The 17,773-nt window shown below is 70.4% G+C and carries 13 protein-coding genes; 4 read left to right on the top strand and 9 right to left on the bottom strand.

Annotated elements, in window-relative coordinates; genetic code table 11:
* Positions 1 to 264: 264 nt before the first annotated feature.
* A complete protein-coding gene (locus ACFXOM_RS11010; RefSeq protein WP_384940394.1) occupies positions 265 to 1,350 on the top strand; it encodes an AI-2E family transporter in 1,086 nt (361 codons plus the stop codon).
* Positions 1,351 to 1,441: 91 nt separating this feature from the next.
* Here the strand turns inward: ACFXOM_RS11010 and ACFXOM_RS11005 are convergent, their stop codons facing one another.
* Positions 1,442 to 2,098, bottom strand: a complete 657-nt coding sequence (locus ACFXOM_RS11005) for a S1 family peptidase (RefSeq protein ID WP_384940396.1) — start codon at positions 2,096 to 2,098, stop codon at positions 1,442 to 1,444.
* A 404-nt stretch (positions 2,099 to 2,502) separates the two neighbouring features.
* Between ACFXOM_RS11005 and ACFXOM_RS11000 the strand changes: the two genes are divergently transcribed.
* Positions 2,503 to 3,387, top strand: coding sequence for an alpha/beta fold hydrolase (locus ACFXOM_RS11000; RefSeq protein ID WP_384943917.1), 885 nt, complete (start codon positions 2,503 to 2,505; stop codon positions 3,385 to 3,387).
* 78 nt (positions 3,388 to 3,465) lie between these two features.
* Here the strand turns inward: ACFXOM_RS11000 and fxsT are convergent, their stop codons facing one another.
* The 5 genes from fxsT to ACFXOM_RS10975 form a co-directional block, all read right to left on the bottom strand.
* Entirely contained in the window at positions 3,466 to 7,392 is a 3,927-nt protein-coding gene (fxsT, locus tag ACFXOM_RS10995) for an FxSxx-COOH system tetratricopeptide repeat protein (RefSeq protein ID WP_385037705.1), read from the bottom strand.
* Positions 7,376 to 8,749, bottom strand: a complete 1,374-nt coding sequence (gene fsxC, locus ACFXOM_RS10990; protein WP_384940402.1) for an FxsC protein — start codon at positions 8,747 to 8,749, stop codon at positions 7,376 to 7,378. The genes fxsT and fsxC overlap by 17 nt, the downstream gene beginning before the upstream one ends.
* A gap of 80 nt (positions 8,750 to 8,829) precedes the next feature.
* On the bottom strand, positions 8,830 to 9,606 hold the full coding sequence (locus tag ACFXOM_RS10985; protein WP_384940404.1) for an aminoglycoside N(3)-acetyltransferase: 777 nt from the start codon (positions 9,604 to 9,606) through the stop codon (positions 8,830 to 8,832).
* Complete coding sequence (gene fxsBH / locus ACFXOM_RS10980; protein ID WP_384943920.1) at positions 9,587 to 11,806, bottom strand: radical SAM/SPASM protein FxsBH, inactivated beta-hydroxylase extension form; 2,220 nt, start codon at positions 11,804 to 11,806, stop codon at positions 9,587 to 9,589. The genes ACFXOM_RS10985 and fxsBH overlap by 20 nt, the downstream gene beginning before the upstream one ends.
* Positions 11,807 to 11,847: 41 nt before the next feature.
* Positions 11,848 to 12,012, bottom strand: a complete 165-nt coding sequence (locus ACFXOM_RS10975; RefSeq protein WP_384940408.1) for an FXSXX-COOH protein — start codon at positions 12,010 to 12,012, stop codon at positions 11,848 to 11,850.
* A gap of 231 nt (positions 12,013 to 12,243) precedes the next feature.
* Between ACFXOM_RS10975 and ACFXOM_RS10970 the strand changes: the two genes are divergently transcribed.
* Entirely contained in the window at positions 12,244 to 13,146 is a 903-nt protein-coding gene (locus ACFXOM_RS10970; protein ID WP_384940501.1) for a DUF4231 domain-containing protein, read from the top strand.
* Positions 13,147 to 13,153: 7 nt separating this feature from the next.
* Here the strand turns inward: ACFXOM_RS10970 and ACFXOM_RS10965 are convergent, their stop codons facing one another.
* Together ACFXOM_RS10965 and ACFXOM_RS10960 are read right to left on the bottom strand one after the other, a co-directional pair.
* On the bottom strand, positions 13,154 to 13,633 hold the full coding sequence (locus ACFXOM_RS10965) for a hypothetical protein (protein ID WP_384940409.1): 480 nt from the start codon (positions 13,631 to 13,633) through the stop codon (positions 13,154 to 13,156).
* Between the two features lie 893 nt (positions 13,634 to 14,526).
* Complete coding sequence (locus tag ACFXOM_RS10960) at positions 14,527 to 15,783, bottom strand: DUF5685 family protein (protein WP_385037702.1); 1,257 nt, start codon at positions 15,781 to 15,783, stop codon at positions 14,527 to 14,529.
* Between the two features lie 288 nt (positions 15,784 to 16,071).
* Between ACFXOM_RS10960 and ACFXOM_RS10955 the strand changes: the two genes are divergently transcribed.
* Positions 16,072 to 16,506 carry a cell division protein SepF gene (locus ACFXOM_RS10955; protein ID WP_384940412.1) on the top strand — a complete coding sequence of 145 codons (435 nt, stop codon included), beginning with the start codon at positions 16,072 to 16,074 and terminating at the stop codon, positions 16,504 to 16,506.
* Between the two features lie 17 nt (positions 16,507 to 16,523).
* Here the strand turns inward: ACFXOM_RS10955 and ACFXOM_RS10950 are convergent, their stop codons facing one another.
* Positions 16,524 to 17,714, bottom strand: coding sequence for an acyl-CoA dehydrogenase family protein (locus ACFXOM_RS10950; protein ID WP_384940414.1), 1,191 nt, complete (start codon positions 17,712 to 17,714; stop codon positions 16,524 to 16,526).
* Positions 17,715 to 17,773 lie beyond the last annotated feature (59 nt).

Below are 17,773 nucleotides of genomic sequence, written 5' to 3'. Positions count from 1 at the left end.
AGCGGTGACGGGCCGGTGGCCCCGGGCCCGTACGGCGACGCCCACGGGGAACGCGGGCGGGGGAAGTCGGCGGCGCGGGCTCTTGCGGGGCCCGCGGGACTCCCCGGGTGCCATCGGGCGAATGTGGGGGCGGGCGCGTTCCCCGCCGCACGCCGGGTGGTACGAGTCGGGCGTACCGGGAGGTGGTGACGGCCGATGCCGAGGCGATCCGCTCCGCGACGCGGCGACGGCCGGCACCGGCCGTCGCCGCGTACGGCGCGACGGATGACACCGGCTGCCGAGCCCCGGGGCCGCGGTGGCCAGCCGGCGGTGTCCCCCCTCCTACGGACCGCCGCCGCGTACTCCTGGCGGCTGCTGGCCGTCGGCGCGGTCGTGTACGCCGTCTTCTCGGCCCTCGGTCGCTTCCACGAACTGGCCGTGGCCGTCTTCCTCGGGCTCGTCGGTACGGCGATGCTGCGGCCGGTGGCGAACCTACTGGCCCGGTGGATCCCCCGGCCGCTCGCCGTCGCGCTCGCCCTGATCGGCAGCATCGTCGTGGCCCTCGGCATCCTCGCGCTGGTCGCCGAGACGGTCGTCGCGGAGTGGGTGATGCTGCAGCGGGAGTTCGGCGCCGGCGTCGGCAGGATCGAGCACTGGCTGGAGGACCCCCCGTTCCACCTCGACCCCAAGGCCCTCACGGACATCCAGTCACGGATCGGGCGTTTCCTTGCCGAGCACCGGTCGACGGTGGTCAGTCAGGCCCTGACCGCAGGCGGGCGGCTGGTGGAAGTGGTGACGACCCTGGCACTCGCGCTGTTCTGCTCGGTGTTCTTCATCCACTCGGGAGACCGGCAGTGGGCGTGGTTCGTCTCGCAGCTCCCGGAGTCGGCGCGGGACCGGGTGGCGGTGGCCGGCCGGGCGGGATGGCGGACGTTCACCGGCTACACGCACGGCATCGTGCTGGTGGCGGCGACGAACGCGGTCCTGGTCGGCGTGGCGCTGTTCGCCCTCGGTGTTCCGCTGGCCGTACCGCTGGCGCTGCTCGAGTTCTTCGCCGCCTTCATCCCGCTGATCGGTTCGCCCATCGCACTCGCCATCGCGGCCGTCGTGGCCCTCGCGGCCAAGGGCCCGTTCGTCGCCGGCGTGGTCATCGCCCTGATCGTGGTCATCGGCCAGATCGAGGGGCACGTGCTGCATCCGATCGTGATGAGCTGGGCCGTCCGGCTGCACCCGGTCGTCGTCGCGCTCACGGTGATCGGCGGCGCCATTGCCGCCGGTGTGATCGGTGCGATCGTGGCCGTGCCGCTGGTCTCCGTCCTGTGGTCGGTGCGACAGGCGCTGCGCCGTGCCGACGAGCGGGGCACCGCCTGAGCGGAGCACCACCTGAGCGGGGTGCCGGGAACGGGTGCGCGTCGCCCGGTCCGCCCCGGACCGGCGGACCGGGTCGAAGGGTCCCGCCGGTTCAGCCGATCTCGGCGCCGAACGCCTCCAGCGCTTCCGGAACCGGCTGGAAGAACGTCTCGCCCCCGGCGGAGCAGTCCCCGCTGCCCCCCGAGGTCAGCCCGACCGCCGTGTCGCCCGCGAAGAGCGCGCCACCGCTGTCCCCGGGCTCGGCGCAGACCGTCGTCTGGCTGAGCCCGTTGACGATCCGCCCGTCGCCGTAGTTCACGGTGGCGTCGAGCCCGGTGACCTGGGCCTCGTGCACCTGCGAGGTGGAACCGCTGCGGCTCACCTTCATGCCGACGGTGGCCTCCCCGGGTATGGTCGCGCGGTCGGTGAGGGTCTGCCGGGCCGACTTCAGCTCGGCGAAGGAGTTCTCGACGATTCTCGCCTTGCCGCCGGCCTTGCGGACGGCATCGGCGGCGGCCGCGTCCACCACGTTCATCACCAGGGCCTTGACCTTGGCGTCGTAGTACGCACCGGCGGCGTCACCGCCCACGTCCTTCCCCAGGGTGGATGCGAGGTTTCCGGCCGCAGACGCCGACAGCGTCCTGACGGTGAACGAGGGTTCCTCCTGGCTGGCGTTCGCAGTCTGGAAGGTGACTCCCGCCGCCACGACCGCGGCGACGGCACCGATCGCCATCGTCACTCGCTTCTTCGACGTACGCCGGTGGTTCACGATCGACCCCCTGTGGGGGGGCCGTACCCGGGCAAGTGGGGTGCCAGGACACGGAAGATGAGGCGCCCACTCTTCCGACGCCCGCTGCCAGCGCACAAGGTCGGCTCCAGGACGCGCATACGACACCACGAAATGCGCCCCCTGCTCCTTCACTACCGGAGGCCGCCACGGGTGGGTCCCGATTGCGAACATCCAACGCCATGGGGCCGTGGGCCGTGCGCAAGGACCAGTCCTGTCCGGTTCTCTGCGCCAGGGAGGCGCACCGGGGTCTTTCGCCGGACATCCTCTGATGGGTATTCATCGAGGTTGCGGGGAATGCCAAGTCAGTATTGCTGTACACGACACATACGAATTCCCCGGCGAACGGGACACGGGGAGCGACCCCACGGCGAAGGAGGCGGCGGGTGCGACGTCGGGTGCACGCGTCGGACGGACGGCATCTGATGGTGGAGCGCCTCGGCGATCCGCGGGGCAGGCCCGTCTTCCTGCTGCACGGCACCCCGGGCAGCAGGCTGGGTCCGGCTCCGCGCGGCATGGTGCTCTACCAGCGCGGGATGCAGCTGATCGCGCACGACCGTCCCGGATACGGCGGTTCCGACCGGCTGGCCGGGCGCAGCGTCGCCGACGTCGCCCAGGACGTCGCAACGATCGCCGACGCTCTGGGGCTCGACCGCTTCGCCGTGGTGGGCCGCTCCGGCGGCGCGCCGCACGCCCTGGCGTGCGCCGCGTTGATGCCGGACCGGGTGACGAAGGCGGCGGCGCTGGTCGCCCTCGCGCCGCGGGACGCGGACGGACTGGACTGGTTCGAGGGAATGGCCGCGTCCAACGTGCTCGAGTACACCACGGCCAGTGCCGACCCGGACCGGCTCACCGCGCGCTTCATCCTGCGTTCGGCCGAGATCCGGCGCGATCCGGTGCGGCTGCTCGACGATCTGCGCCGCGAGCTGACCGACTCCGACCGGATGGTCGTCGCCGACGCCGGTGTGCGGTCGATGCTGCTGCGCAACTACCAGGAGGCATTGCGGAGTTCGGCCTACGGCTGGATCGACGACGCGCTGGCCTTCTGCAGTCCCTGGGGATTCGACCCGGCGGAGATCAAACCACCGGTGATGTTGTGGCACGGGGAGAAGGACGTCTTCTCCCCGGTCGGCCACTCCCGCTGGCTGGCACAGCGCATCCCCGGCGTCACGGCGGTACTCGAGCCCGCCGCCGCGCACTTCGACGCACTGCACGCACTCCCCCGGATCCTCACCTGGCTGCTGGAGGAATCCCCCTACCCCGGCCGATGAGTCCCGCACACCCGCGGGCAACGCGCCGGCGGACCCCTCGTGCCTCGTGGGCGGGGGTCCGCCGGCCGCCGACGTCCGCTAAACGGCCAGCGGCTCCAGGTCGCGGTGGATCCTGCGCTCGTCCCGGGCGATCCGGGTCAGCGCGTGGTCCTCGCCCAGCAGACGCCCCAACTCGTCCACGGTCTCCGCGCGCAGCGCCGCGGCCTCGTCCTTGCGTCCCAGCGCGCCGAGCGTGACGGCCATGTTGGACGCAACGGCGAGCACCTCCGGGTGGTGCGCGCCGAGGACTTCGCGGAGCCTCATGACGGCCCGCCGTTCGGTGTCCAGGGCCGCCTCGAGCTCTCCCAGGTCCGCACGCGCGTTGGCGAGGTTGACGATGCAGAAGAGGGTGTGCGGGTGCGCGGTACCGAGGACGTCGGACATCCTGCGGATCGCGGGGAGCAGGAGTTCCACGGCGAGCTCGGGATCACCGCAACCCCACTGGAAGGTACCGAGGTTGTTGATCGCGGCGAGGGTGTACGGGTGCTTCTCACCCGGCACCTCCGTGTACTGGTCCACGACCTCCTGGGCCAGGTCTCGGGCCGCCACCGGCTCCCCCGCCGCGAACATGTCCGCCGCCAGGTTGAGGTCGCACGCCAGTGAGTCCGGGTGGGCGTAGGTGTACCTGGCACGGTACCGGTTGCGGGTGGCGGTGGTCAGCCGGCGGGCGTCCTCCAGCCGGCCCGAACGACGCAGCGACACCGCGAGGCTCTTGCCCGCCGCGAGCGTGCCGGGGAACGCCCGCCCCAGCGTCTCCTTGTAGCTCTCGTAGGTGCGGGACAACAGGGCGACGGAGTCCTCGTACCTGCCCACCTCGCGCAGGTCACGGGCGAGCGACGTGGCCGAGGACAGGGTGTAGGGGTGCTCGGGGCCGAGCACCTCGGTGCGCCGGTCGAAGACGTCCTGGTCGATTTCGCGGGCCCGCGCGTACTGGCCGACCATCCGCAGGTTCAGCGCGAGGTTGTTGGCCGCGGCCAGGGTGCGCGGGTGGGACTCGTGGAAGATCTGGCTGAAGCCCTCGTGGGCCTCGGTCGCCAGTTCCATGGCCTTGCCGTACTGACCGAGCGTGCCGAGGTCCATCGCGAGGCCGCTCGTGGTCATGTACGTGTGCGGGTGCGAGGGGCCGAGCACGGCGCGCTGCCGTTCCAGGGTGACCTCGTCCAGTTCCCGCGCCTCCACGTAACGGCCCTGGGAGCGCATGATGTTGGAGAGGTGGAAGCGCAGGTACAGGTACTGCAGGTCGTCGTTGCCGAGCATGTCCCGCCAGGCGTCGCGTAATTCCTCGGCGAGCGCCCCCGCGGTCTGCCAGTCACCGCGCTTCCAGAGGTAGCGGACCCGGTCGATGAGCAACCTGCGGGTCTCCGGCTCCTTGCAGAACCGGGCCTCCGAGGGGCCGAGGTGCGGCCAGATGGTGTTGAACCGCGGCCAGGTCTCGGGGTTGTCGATCGGTTCGTCGTCGTCGGGGCGGGCACCGGCCAGGATCCGGTGGACGGCGTGCCGGGCGTCGCGCTGCTCCTCCTCGTCGAGCTGCGCCCGGATGACCGCCTGCACGAGCCGGTGCACCTGGATGGAGTTGGAGACCTGGTCGACCTTGGCGAGGGCGAACCGGCCGATCTCCCGGATGACGCGGCCGAGGACGAGCTTCTCCTGGAGGGACGCGTCGTACGGTTTGAGCGCCTCGATCATCTCCTTGCTGTACAGCAGGTTCGCCGAGATCGGTTCGGGTGCGAAGAAGGCGCAGAGCTGCAGCAGCCGCACCGCGGCGGGAGATCGCTCCTTGAGGCGTTCGATGGAGACGTTCCAGGTCGCCGCGACGGGCTCGGGGTAGCCGGCGGGCTGGTTGAGCGCCAGGACGCTCGAGGCCTGGCGTCCGAGCTGTTCCAGGTAGGTCGCGACGGGGGTCGCGGTCTCGGCGATCCAGGCGGCGGCCTGTTCGACGGCGAGCGGCAGGTCACCGACGGCGCTGGCGACCTGGTCCGCGTCGTCGAGGCTGAGACCGGGGGCACGCCGCTGGAGGTGTTCGACCGACTCCTCGCGCAGGAACACGTCGACGGGGAGCGCGTCACCGTACTGGGACCAGGTCTGGTTCCTGGAGGTGACCAGGATGTGCCCGCCGGTCGGGAAGAAGCGCTTGAGTTGCTCGGGGTCGTCGGCGTTGTCGAAGACCAGTAGCCAGCGGGACGAAGGCACGCCGCGCCGCAGCAGGTCGATGGCCTCCTGGGAGGCGGCGGCCATGTCGTCGCCGCCCTGTGCGCCGAGCCGCACGGCGAGTTCGGCGAGTGCGGCGATGACGTCGTCGGTCTGTTCCGCGGAGATCCACCACACCAGGTCGTAGTCGGCCATGAAGCGGTGTACGTACTCCAGCGCGACCTGCGTCTTGCCGACACCGCCGAGCCCGTACAGGGTCTGCGGCTGCGGCAGGACCACGGCCATCCCGCCGCCGAGCTGGTCGCGCATGCGCTCCAGGACGACGGAGCGCCCCGTGAAACCGGGGTTGCGCGCCGGAGCGTTCCAGATCTTGGGGACGGTGCCGGGGAACCGCGGCCCGGGCGAGACCCCGTCCCCGAGTTGGACGGGCCGGTCGAGGGCGCGGAGCAGCGCGGTGGTGGCGTGCACCTCGTCGAGCCGGAAGAGGTCGACGGGGTTGCGGTCGATGTAGGGGGTGGTGAGCCGGACGTCGCCGACGCGCAGCGGCAGCAAGTGCCGACGGCCCCCACCGGGGTCTTCTGCGGCGGCGCGATCCCACACTTCGACGGCCCGTGCCGACTTGAGGTAGGCACTGGAGAGCAGGACGACCGTGCGGGCTGCGATCTCGGGCGCGGCGGCGCCCGCGTCGTCCAACGGTTCGGCCGACACGTCGCGCGGGACGACACGGAAGCCGGCACGGGTGAGGACCGACTCGATCCAGTCGGCCCACATCCGGTTCTCGGCCACGTAGCTGAGGAAGAGATCGGCGGGCAGGGCGGGGCGGCGGCGGGTGAAGGCGTCCCTGATCCGCAGCCTGATCTCCTCGCTCACCGTCGGCATGGCGGTGATCTCCCCGTCGGTGATGACGGAGGTGAGCCGTTCGAAGGCGGAGAGCAGGGAGTTGGTCAGTCCGGCCTCGTCCCCGAAGGTGGCGAGGGTTTCCTCGTAGGCGTAGTAGGGGCGGTAGGGAATCTCCACCGCACCCCAGTAGGAGGTGAGCTCCTCACCGGAGAGTCCGGTCGGGAAACGGTCGAACTTCAGCCGGGCAAGGGCCCGTCCGGCGTCGGCCTTCTCCTTCTCCCCCTCGTCGATGCGCATCGGCACGGGGAGGATCCGGATGCCACGGCCGCCGTAGCGTTCGTCGATCTGGCGGGCCACTGCCGCCGCACCGTCGATGGACTGGTCGCTGAGCGTGAAGCAGTCGACCAGGACGTCGGGCAGGTGGACGGTGCAGATGTCGGCGATGTCGCTGAGGCCGGTCCGGCTGTCGATGAGGACGTAGTCGTAGTGGGCCTTCATGTCGTCGCGCAGTGCGTCGAAGAAGTGCCCGCCGCCGAGGCGGTCGTAGAAGTTGTCCCAGTCGAACGTGGAGACGGTCGCCGAGTACTCGCGGTTCTGCTTGCCCGCGGAGACGAAGTCCAGGGTGCCGCCCTCGGGGAACTCCCACCCGAGGCTCTCCGGCGTGAGGGAGACGGCGTGCGGCTGGATGCGGGCGTAGTCCCGGTGCCAGTCGTCCGCTCGCTGCACGGGGCTGGTCGCGGCCCAGGCGTACTCGGTGATCAGGTCGATGACCCCGGTGGTGGCCCCGAGGGTGGAGGGGTCGAGGAAGGGGTGGAAGAAGCGGTGCAGACCGGGGGCTTCCAGGTCCCAGTCGAGGGCGAGGACCCGCTTGCCGTTCGCGGCGAGGATCCAGGCCGTATTGGCCATCGCCATCGTCCGCCCCGTGCCCCCCTTGTAGGAGTAGAAGGTGACGATGCGTCCGTTATGACTGGCTGTCATCCGAGTCCTCCGCGTCGGGCGCGTGGTCAAGCATGTCAGGGATGAAGTGGGTGGTGGCGTACTCGGCCGCCATCGGACCGCGCAGCCTGGGACGTTCCGTGTGACTGCCGCCCGCGGGCGGGTAGACCTGTGCGTGTCTCAGGTACTGCTGGGCGGCCGCCTCCACCACCTGGGGAAGGATCTGCCCGAAGGCCTCCATGCTCGGCACCCCGCGGGCCGCTGCTCGGCAGGCGGCCCGGCCCTGACTGAGCTTCGTCGGCATGGTCTGTTCCAACTTGGCGCTCAGCTCGCCCTCAGCGGCGCGACTCTGGTGGTCGTCGCGGTTCCAGGGGACGATGACACTCACCCAGGGGCGGTTCTCGGCGTCGAAGGCGGCGAGCCGTTCCCTTCGCTCCTCGTCCTCCAGGGCCCACCGGTCGATGATCAGCAGTTCCGGCCGGGTGGGGGGCTGTTTGCTGTCGAGGGTGGAGTCATGGTCGAACGACGTCACCGTCGCCTGGTAGTTGAGGGCCCGCACCAGGTCCCGGGCCACATAGGACAGCGGCCGGTGGGCGTCCGGGTAGTACGGGTTCCAGTCCTGGGGCGTGTCGCCGTAGAACCCCGGATCCCGCCCGGGTGGCAGGTCGTGGCGGGTGGGGGCGGCCACGGTCACGTGGATGGGGCGCGGTCCGGTGCGGGGCGATCCGGCCGGTGCGGGTGCGCCGAAGGCGCTGGGGGCCTGGCGGTAGTCGAGGGGCCTGCTCGGTCCCACCTCCGCGGTGTCGGCGACGCTGACGATGCGTTTGGCGAGTTCGTAGACCGCACGCTCGTACTCCTCGGCGAATATGCGCAGTTTGATGAGTCCGTAGAGCCCGTCGGTCACGTACCGGTCGCCGAAGGCCCTGTGGTTGAACTGCAACCGCTCGGCTGGGCCGGGGAGTTGCTCGGGAGGCACCGGCACCCAGAGGGCGGGCACGATGGCCTCGGCCAGCCGGTTGCTCTTGGCCTGGTGGTAGATCTCCCGCTGGGCGAACGCGTACCATTCCTTGCCGCACATCTCACTGGCGAAGTAGCGCGGCGAGAAAAGAGGGACGAAGACCCGGCAGGTGGCGAGCACTTCACCCAGCCGTTCCGACCACCCCTCTCCCGAGCGTATCTCGCGGTCCATGAATCCGGCAGGGGCTCCGGCCGGAAGATCGGTCATGGCCATCACATGGCCGCACAAATCCCGGAACAACCGCTCGACCCACATATCGGGGTCGGGGCCACCGGCTCCGTACCTCGGTGTGTGCGCATAGCTCAAGAAGAAGTACGGCCGATGGTCCGCCGCTCGCTGCTGCGATGACGCGTGCACACGACCCCCGTCCTGTATGAACACCCACACTCATGGCTGATGACGTGCGAGCGAAATAATCATTCCGGAGCGAAGCTCGCTCCATCCCCTCATCGTTCAGTCAATCAGCACCGCTTTTCAGACATCCACTTCACGGCGTGGTCCACGGCGTCCCTGATCGACAACAACCTTGCGGTTGTTCCTCCCAGTTGTCCCTTCTGTTCGAGATTCCCGTCGAACGCGGCTCCGACGGCTTCGAAATCACTGTCGTCCAGCGATACGTCCTCATATTCCGTCCATTCCGACCCACTAACCCCGCGCACCACACAGGCATACCGCCGCAACGGCGCGCCGGTTCGGTATTCCGCGAGGTGGAAGGCGGTGCAGACGGAGAAGCCCACATTGACCATGAGCACCCTTGCCCCCGCCCGGTAGAGAGCCCCGAGCGGGGACTCCTCCCCGAGGTGACAGCTGAGGGGGTGATACCGCAGAAGTTCGGCCGCCCTCCTGCCGAGGGCCGCGAAGGACGTCTGCGGATGGGCACTGCGCACCGCGCCCCGGGTGGTCCGCACGGACTCGGCCAACCGGCCCATCGCCACGCACGGCGTCGTCGCCGGGTCGAAGGCCGGCATCGTGGACCGGAAGGACGCCGCCTGAGTGGGTGTCATTCCGGCGACGCGCCTCAGGTGTGCGGAGGACGAGTCCGAGTTCTCCGGCGTGAATGCGGGTACCACGAGTGTGCCCCGCGGTCCCAGCGCGGCCAGCAGCGCGTCGCGCAGCACCGGTGCGGCAAGGCCCGTGCCGGCGAGCGCGGCGTGCACGAGGACCGTGTCCCCGTTCCGCAATCCGAGTGACCGCAGTCGCCCGACGAGACCGTCCCGCTCAGCGGCTACGTCGGTCATGGTCCGCCTCTTCCCGGATCAGCGCCACCAGACGCTTCCCGTCGACGGTCAGTTCCGCGGCGCGCTCCAGCGCGTCCACCGCCCGCAGGGCCTGTTCCACCCCGTCCGGGTCGAACGCCCCGAGACCGGCGCGTTCGTACGCCCCGGCGAGGAGCTCCGACACGGGCACGGGCTCGTCCTGCCAAGGCGCGGCGTGGGTCCACCAGCCGTCGTCGGCGTAGAGGTCGGTGACTTCCCTCACCGCCTGGAGCCGAGCCCTGCGATGACCGCGCAGCAGCGCGACGGCCAACGCGGCGTCGTCGCCCCGGACCGGGACGCCGAGGGCACCGGGGCCGTGCCGGCCGACGGAGGACGCACGGCCGCCGACGGGGGTGAGGGTCGTCAGGGATCCGGCGGCCACCGCGGCCTGTTCCGGAGCGCGCCGGCGCAGCAGGCCCCATGCGGCGGCGAGGCGCGCGGTCCAGTCGGCGGCCTGGGCGTGTCCGAGCCGGGGCAGCACCGGCACTCCGAAGCAGTCCCGGTAGGGGTCGAGGTCGTCGACGGCGAGGTCCGGGGCCCCGTCCCTGCCGAGCCTGCGCAGGGGCAGCCAGCGGCCGTCCGGTTCGTCGAGCCGGGCGACCCGCTGCTCGACGGCGCCCGTCCGCACCAGGAAGCCCTTCTCGACCGGGCGCACTTCGGCGGTGCCGCAGCGCTGCGCGCCGACCAGCCGCAGTTCGCCGAGCGTCGGCAACAGCAGCGCCCCGTGCTCGTACGGCACCTGCACGGACAGGTCGAGGCCTCCCCGCAGCACGGCGGCGGCGACCGACGAAGCCAGTCGGGCGGCCGGGGCGACGAAGGGGGCCGCCGGTTCCTTGTGGAGGGCGTCGAGAGCGGCCAGCAGCCAGCTGCGGGTGTAGGGATGGCCCAGTACGGCGTCGAGCCCCGAGCAGAGCCGGTCGACGGTGCCGGCGGCTTCCCAGGCCCGGGGCCACTCCTCACCGCACCGGCCGTCCAGTTCGCTGTTGAGGTCGGCGAGGAGGAGCCTGGTGAGTTCGTGCTGCTCCGCACCCAGCGCTTCCTCGTCGGTCACCACCGGGGACACCGCACCGGTGGCGCGCCGCTCGATGCCACGCACCAGCGCTTCGAGGTCGGTGCAGTAGACGGAGGGGTTGTCGAAGTCCGCGCCGGAGCGGTAGCGGTGGGTGTAGAGGCCGCCACCGCAGGACCGGACGACGGGGCACCGCCGGCAGGTACCGCTGACGCCGGCGAGCCCGAGCTGACGGGCCCGGATGCCGGGGTGCGCGGCGACCTCGTCGAAGGCGTGGTCGAACACGGTGAATCCGGTTGCGGCCGCACCGTCGTAGGCGCTCTTGAGCGAGTCGACCTGCTCCAGGCTGCCGTCCGTCTCCACGACGACGAGGTCGGTGGGCGCGAGGCCGAGCGACTCCGTGAGTGCGGGCCCGCCGGTCAGGGTGGACAGGACGGAGTCGAAGAGCCGGACCGGCACGCGGCGGCCCTGACGGTCCCAGCGGTCGAAGACCGTGAGGATCCAGTCGGCGTACGCGGTCGGGGACCCGCTCGGCCGCGGTGGCGGCTCGTCCCAGGTGGCGTGCGGCAGCAGGAAGTCGATGCGCGGGGGGGCGAGCTCCATCAACGCGTCGTGGACGGCGACCGGGTCGTTGGCCACGTCGATGGTGCACAGCAAGCCCAGGTTGAGGTGGCGGTAGCGGTCCTGCCCGAGGAGCTCGACGGCCCGTAGGACGAGGGGGTGGCTGCTGCGGCCGTCCGCGAAGCGGCGGTGGCGGTCGTTGGCGGCCTTGTCGCCGTCGAGGGAGATGCCCACCCGGACGCCGAACTCGTCGAAGAGGTCGAGGTAGCGGGGGCTGAGTTGCAGGCCGTTGGTGTGGATGCGCAGGTCGAGGGCGGCGATGCCGTCGAGGGCCGCCGTCAGCTCCTCGCAGATGCGTCGTAATCGGGAAGGGCCGGCGAGTAGAGGCTCCCCTCCGTGCAGGATCACTGACACGGAGGGCAGGGCATGGTTCTTCGCATGCTCAGCCAGTCGCAGAGCTGTCCAGAAAATCGCCTCGTCAGAGATTGCTTTCGGGCGGGTACGCCAGCTCTGATCAGCGTGTTCGTAGATATAGCAGTGGTCGCAAGCAAGATCACATCTGCTGTGGACCTTCAGTACGATCTCGCGGAATGGGACCACGGGTCGGGTCATTCCACACAGTCTAGAGGCAGGCCCAGCGGCCTGGAGCCCGACTAGAGCGCAGAGTTGAAAGTGGACATTCGTGCGGTGCGGTCGTAGGCCGCGGGCCGCAGCCGGCCCAGCTTCTTGGCGGCGTCCACGCCGCGCACGTCGATCTCGGTGACCGGCACGCGATTCTTCTTCGCGCCGGCAAAGCTGACTGAGGTCTGGAAGGTCACGACGGCCGTCCTAGAGGAGTAGTGCGAACAGGGGGGCGCCGTGCACCGTTGCAGTGTCGGCGGCACGACTTTACCCTCATGGCCACCCACAGCAACTCGGCACGTAGAGCTGAAACAAAAGCGTTGCGCGAGTATTCCCCACTCCGAACGGAACACGCCATTCCATCGAACGAGTGAAGTCATATCCGCAGAGGGGGGCGCATGGCCAGGATTCCCGGCCATCTGCAAAGCATGGTCTTCCGAAACGCTGATCTGCCGGTTCTCTTTCACCGCACGGACGAGGCAGCCATCGCACGACAACGGCAGGCGGTGGGCAGCACCCGGCAGCAGCTGCTCCTGCTGGTCCTGGGCGCGACACTGGCCGTGCTGCCGTGGCGGGGGAGGATCGGAGACTCCTTCCAACTCATGGGCTTGCTCAGCGCGTTGGCGTACGCCGGTGTGCTCGTGGTGAGCCTGCGCGGCTCGCGCCACCGCGCAAAGTCGCATTGGCAACTCAACCGTTCCGCAGCGGAGTTCATCCGCTCGATGTGTTGGCGCTACGCCGTGCACGGCGCCCCCTTCGACTCCGACTGCTCTGATCCGGACGCCCTGTTCAACACGAGGATCGACGAAGGACTCCAGGAGCTCCGGAAGGTCGGCTGGGTCGATCCGCGCGAGGACGGGGGGAACGCCGCCTCCACGGAACTGATCACGACACCGATGCGACTGCTGCGGGAGAAGGTCTTCAGTGTCCGCAAGGAGACGTACGTGCGGGACCGTCTGATCGAGCAGCGCAACTGGTACCACCGGCGGGCCGAGGTCTCCCGGCGCGCCACCGTCCTGTGGACGGTCACGATCAGCCTGCTCACCCTGCTCGCGCTGTTGTTCGGGCTGCTGCGCACCTTCTCCGTCAGCGATTCCGCCGAACCGGCGGGGCTGCTGTCCGCCGCGGCCGCGGCCTGCCTCGCGTGGAGCGAGATCCGCAGGCACCAGCCGCTGATAGCGGCCCACTCACTGGTGGAGGAGGACCTGGCGGCGATCCACATCGCCATGGAGACCTCCGTGACCGAGCACCAGTGGCCCTCCGCGGTCTACGAGACCGAACGGATCGTGTCGCCCCAGCACACCGACTGGCTTGTGCAACACCGAAGTTGAGGGAACATCAGCTTCGTTCCACGCCGTCTCGCCAGATCACCGTGACGGGCTTGCCCCGCTCCCGGGCGTACCGGACGATGTCGCCGGTGCCGCCGAGTCCGCGGGCGGGGCGACCGTCCCAGACCGCGAGCAGACGGTCGCAGTGATCGGCGATGTAGGCGCCGGCGGCGTAGTAGGCCTCGTCCGTGGAGTGGGGGAAGGCCATCCTGACCTCCTGACTGGCCCGACCCTTGAGCCGCCGGTAGCCAGCCAGGACCTGCGGGTCCTCGAAGCCGGCCTCGTAGTCGCCGCTCGGAATCACCACGGTCAGCTCGGCACCACAGTCCAGGGCGATGTCGGCGAAGAGTTGGTCGGCTCCCTCGGCGAGGCTGGACAGCGCTTCCACCGCCCCTGCGTTGCGACACATCACCGCCTTGATCACCGCCTGCACATGACCGAGGACCTCTGGCGGGATGCTCCTGTGGCCGGTCACTCCGATGCGCTTCATCCACCCCGCTCCTTCGACGACCGACCGCGATGTCGATCCCCACGGAAGTGTGCAGCACGTCGAGCCCCGCCGTCAGATCGCGGCAGGGGCTCAGTGGAGCGCGGAATTGACTGTGCGTCAGCGGACGCCGTACTCCGTGCACGCCCAGTGCATCGGAGAACGGTTCCGAGCCGAGCGAGCATGGTCGACCGCTCGCGCAGACGGCCGTCGCGCCGGACGGCAACGGCCCGCGTGGGCCGTGGGCCGTGGAGAGGCTGGCGACACATCCGGTGGGACCCGAACCGATGACGACGGCGTCGTAGGGCTCACGCCGCCGTTTTCGTGCCCCTGACCGCCCTGCGCACCGACCACCTGGTGGCACCGCGCCCCTGTCCTACTGACCGGCGTCCTCCCCTCCGACGCCGTTCCCGCCCCCGCCCGGGCGACGCGCACCGCGCCCGAAGCCCCGGTCGGCTCCGGCTCCGGCTCCACGGTTGCCGGCACCGTCGCGTCGGCCGCAGCCGCCCCTTTCCTACCGCTGGCCGGCGCCCCCACACTGTCGGCCTTCGCGGTTGCACGCCGCCGCCGCCGTCGCCACCCTCGCTCCGCTCCTCCTGGACGCGGCCACACCACGGGAGGCGGCCTCGATCCTCGGGCTCAGGGGTGCCGGACGGGCACCCGGCCGCACTCTGCACGCCGCCCTCGCCGGTCGCGCCGGCGCCCGGTCCGCACGCCCCCCGATCTCGATGGGGAGCCTCTCCACGGCGGCCTTCGCCACGTCGACGGCCCGTACAGCGTGGTCGTCGTGGTGCCGACCAGCGCCGTCATGGTCCAGGGCCACCCGACCCCGCTCCAGGCCACCGTCGTCACCGACCGTCGGGTCCCGCCGTCGCACGACACGTCCGTGACGGTCGTCAGCAACCGTCGCAGGGACAGCAGCAGTCGCACCCGCTCAGATTGCAGTCGCCGCAGTCGCAGTTGCGGCAGCAGCCCTCGCGCTTCTTCCGCGACCACGGCCCTTCGTACGCGTTCGCACAGCAGATCCGGCACGTGCAGAAGAGCCCGATGAAGACCGCACAACCCGCCAGGAACCCCCGGGGCTCGGGCTTCGGCTGCCGGCCGCCGAACTGCGGCGGCGGCTCCCCGGGACCACCGGGACCACCGGGACCACCGGGACCACCGGGACCACCGGGACCACCCGGATGGCGCCCACCGCCGTGCGGGTGGCCCGAACCGTACGGGCCGGCCGGTCGTGCTCCGCCACCGTGGGGACCGCCTTGCGGCGGCTGCTGGTCATGGCCCTGGTGGGAGCAGGTCGTCGTGCCGAACGCGCGGTTCACGGACTGCCGCAGCTCGTGCGCGAGCAACACGTGGACGAGCCTGTCGTCGACGAATTCCGCGTCCCGCAAGGCGAGCCGGACGCCGTGCACCGCGTCGTCGGCGAGGCGGCGCGCCTCGGACAGGGTCGTACCCGTCGCCGTCAGCGGGTTCCAGGTGCCCGACGCCGCGTCAGTTTCCAGGTCCTCCACAGCGTCAAGCAGGTGGGCGAGCCGTCCGAACAGTTTTCCGGCCTCGGCGAGGGGGGCGACGTTCTGCAGCCTGCCGGCCAGGACCGCGGTGTGTGCGAAGGCCGCCGCCGTTGCGGTCTCCGTCGGCTCGGTCACCACGAGCAACGGGGTGCCCGGACCGGCGAGTGACTCGATCCCGGCTTGGCGGTCCACCGCGTCGACCAGCACCGCCGTGTCGAAGCCGAGCTCGGCACCGGCCCTGGCGCCCGCACGGTCCCAGCCCGCCGCGACCCGGCGGGCCGCCCTGGCGACCGGCTTGTGCGCCAACACCCCGTCCCGGTCGGCGACGTGGTCCTGCACCTTCGCGGACGCCAGCACCAGGGAAACGGCAGCGGCGAGCCTCGCCCCCTCACCCCGCGCGACCGGCGCGGTCCGCATCGCGCGCAACGGGCACGGCCCCGCCGTGCGCCGCTGCTCCGGCGCGCGCTTGACCTGAGCCTCCGTCAGGACGGAGACGATCAGGCCGTCGTAGTTGGTGACGACCCTGGCGAACTGGCCGTGCTCCGAACGGAGGGCCAGACAGAGTCCGCAGAGATGAGCCACCCACTCGGCCTTGAGGCCGTCCGTGAGCCGATGGGTACATGGCCTGACGATTCCGAACAAGACGGTCCCCCGGGAGTCGTTCGCGTGCGCGGCCACGCATCGTACCGAGGCCTGTCGTTCACCCGTACGCACCCTCGATCACCCGTCTGGAGGGAGATTCATATTTTGCTTCCATATGAGCCCGACAGGGCCCCTACGCTGGACAAATCTTGACGAATCATCACATCTTCTGCACCAGTCCCGTCACGAATCCCGCGCGCGGCGACTATCCACTTGGCGCTCAATCCGCATTATGGACGACCATAGGGATGCGGAACCACGAGTGACCGCGGTTGAAAGGAGGCGTCCATGGGATCGGTGCGCAAGGCGAGTGCATGGCTGGGTCTCGTCGAGGACAACGACGAGCGTTACTACGACGACGAGTACGCCGAGGGTTCTGGAACGAGCGACCAGTGGGTCACCGACCCGCGGGTCAAGGTGGCCTCCGAGTCGGCCGAGGAGCAGGGCCGCAGGATCGCGACCATCGCCCCGGACGGCTTCCGTGACGCGCGGGCGATCGGGGAGCTCTTCCGTGACGGCGTCCCGGTCATCATCAACCTGACCTCCATGGAGCCTTCCGACGCCAAGCGGGTCGTCGACTTCGCAGCCGGGCTGACCTTCGGGCTGCGCGGATCGATCGAGCGCGTGGCCACCCGGGTCTTCCTGCTGACCCCCGCCGACACCGAGATCGTCAACGGGGAGTCCACGGGCCAGGGGCAGGACAGCTTCTTCAACCAGAGCTGAGCAGGGCGCTCGCCGGTCTACCGGAAGGCGTCGAGGCCGGTGAGCGCCTTGCCCAGGACCAACTGGTGCATCTCGACGGTGCCTTCGTAGGTGAGCACCGACTCGAGGTTGGTCGCGTGACGCATCACGGGGTACTCGAGCGAGATGCCGTTCGCACCGAGGATGGTGCGCGCGGTGCGGCAGATCTCGATCGCTTCCCGCACGTTGTTGAGCTTCCCGAAACTGACCTGCTCCGGCCGGAGCGTTCCCGCGTCCATCCGCCGGCCCAGGTGGTGGGCGAGCAGGATCCCCTTGTGCAGTTCGAGGGCCATGTCGGCGAGCTTGGCCTGGGTGAGCTGGAAACCCCCGATGGGCTTCCCGAACTGCTCGCGCGTCATGGCGTAGTCGCGGGCGGCCTCGAAGCTGGAGCGCGCCGCGCCCATCGCCCCCCAGACGATTCCGTAGCGGGCGTGGTTCAGGCAGCCGAGCGGACCGCGCAGTCCGCTGACCTGCGGGAGCACCGCGTCGGCGGGCAGCCTGACGTCGTCCATGACCAATTCGCTGGTGACACTGGCACGCAGCGACCATTTGTGCCTGATCTCGGGCGCCGAGAAGCCCGGGGCGTCGGTCGGCACGACGAAGCCGCGGATGCCCTCGTCCGTCTGCGCCCACACCACCGCCACCCCGGCCACCGAGCCGTTGGTGATCCACATCTTGCGACCGGTCAGCACCCAGTCGGAGCCGTCGCGCTTGGCGTACGTGCGCATGCCCGCCGGGTCCGAGCCGTGGTCGGGCTCGGTCAGCCCGAAGCAGCCGATGGTCTCGCCCGCCGCCATGGACGGCAGCCAGCGCTGCTTCTGCGCCTCCGAGCCGAAGCGGTGGATCGCGTACATGGCGAGCGAGCCCTGGACGGACACCAGGGAGCGGATACCGGAGTCGGCGGCTTCCAGTTCCAGGCAGGCCAATCCGTACTGGACCGCGGTGGCACCCGCGCAGCCGTACCCGGTCAGGGACATCCCGAGGGCTCCGATCGAACCGAGCTCGCGGGCGAGTTCGCGGATGGCGGGGAGTTCACCGCGCTCGTACCAGTCGGCCACCTGCGGCAGCACCCGGTCGGCGGCCCAGGCACGGACGGTGTCACGGATCGCCAGGTCCTCCGGGCCCAGGAGGTCGTCGATGCCGAGCGGATCGGCGGGGTCGAAGGGCGGCGGCTTCGAGGATGCGGACATGGGGTGCCTCCGACGGCTCACGCGGGCTGGGCCAGAACCTAGCAGTGGTAGTTAATGCT

It is taken from the genome of Streptomyces sp. NPDC059169 (assembly GCF_042755225.1).
GTDB lineage: Bacteria > Actinomycetota > Actinomycetes > Streptomycetales > Streptomycetaceae > Streptomyces.
This window is presented reverse-complemented; position numbering and strand designations above follow the sequence as displayed.

Coding starts and splice junctions, on each gene's coding strand:
- ACFXOM_RS11010 (WP_384940394.1), top strand. CDS start 265: ATGACACCGGCTGCCGAGCCCCGGGGCCGCGGTGGCCAGCCGGCGGTG.
- ACFXOM_RS10970 (WP_384940501.1), top strand. CDS start 12,244: ATGGTCTTCCGAAACGCTGATCTGCCGGTTCTCTTTCACCGCACGGAC.
- ACFXOM_RS10965 (WP_384940409.1), bottom strand. CDS start 13,633: ATGAAGCGCATCGGAGTGACCGGCCACAGGAGCATCCCGCCAGAGGTC.
- ACFXOM_RS10985 (WP_384940404.1), bottom strand. CDS start 9,606: ATGACCGACGTAGCCGCTGAGCGGGACGGTCTCGTCGGGCGACTGCGG.
- fxsT (WP_385037705.1), bottom strand. CDS start 7,392: ATGACAGCCAGTCATAACGGACGCATCGTCACCTTCTACTCCTACAAG.
- ACFXOM_RS10955 (WP_384940412.1), top strand. CDS start 16,072: ATGGGATCGGTGCGCAAGGCGAGTGCATGGCTGGGTCTCGTCGAGGAC.
- fxsBH (WP_384943920.1), bottom strand. CDS start 11,806: ATGACCCGACCCGTGGTCCCATTCCGCGAGATCGTACTGAAGGTCCAC.
- ACFXOM_RS10950 (WP_384940414.1), bottom strand. CDS start 17,714: ATGTCCGCATCCTCGAAGCCGCCGCCCTTCGACCCCGCCGATCCGCTC.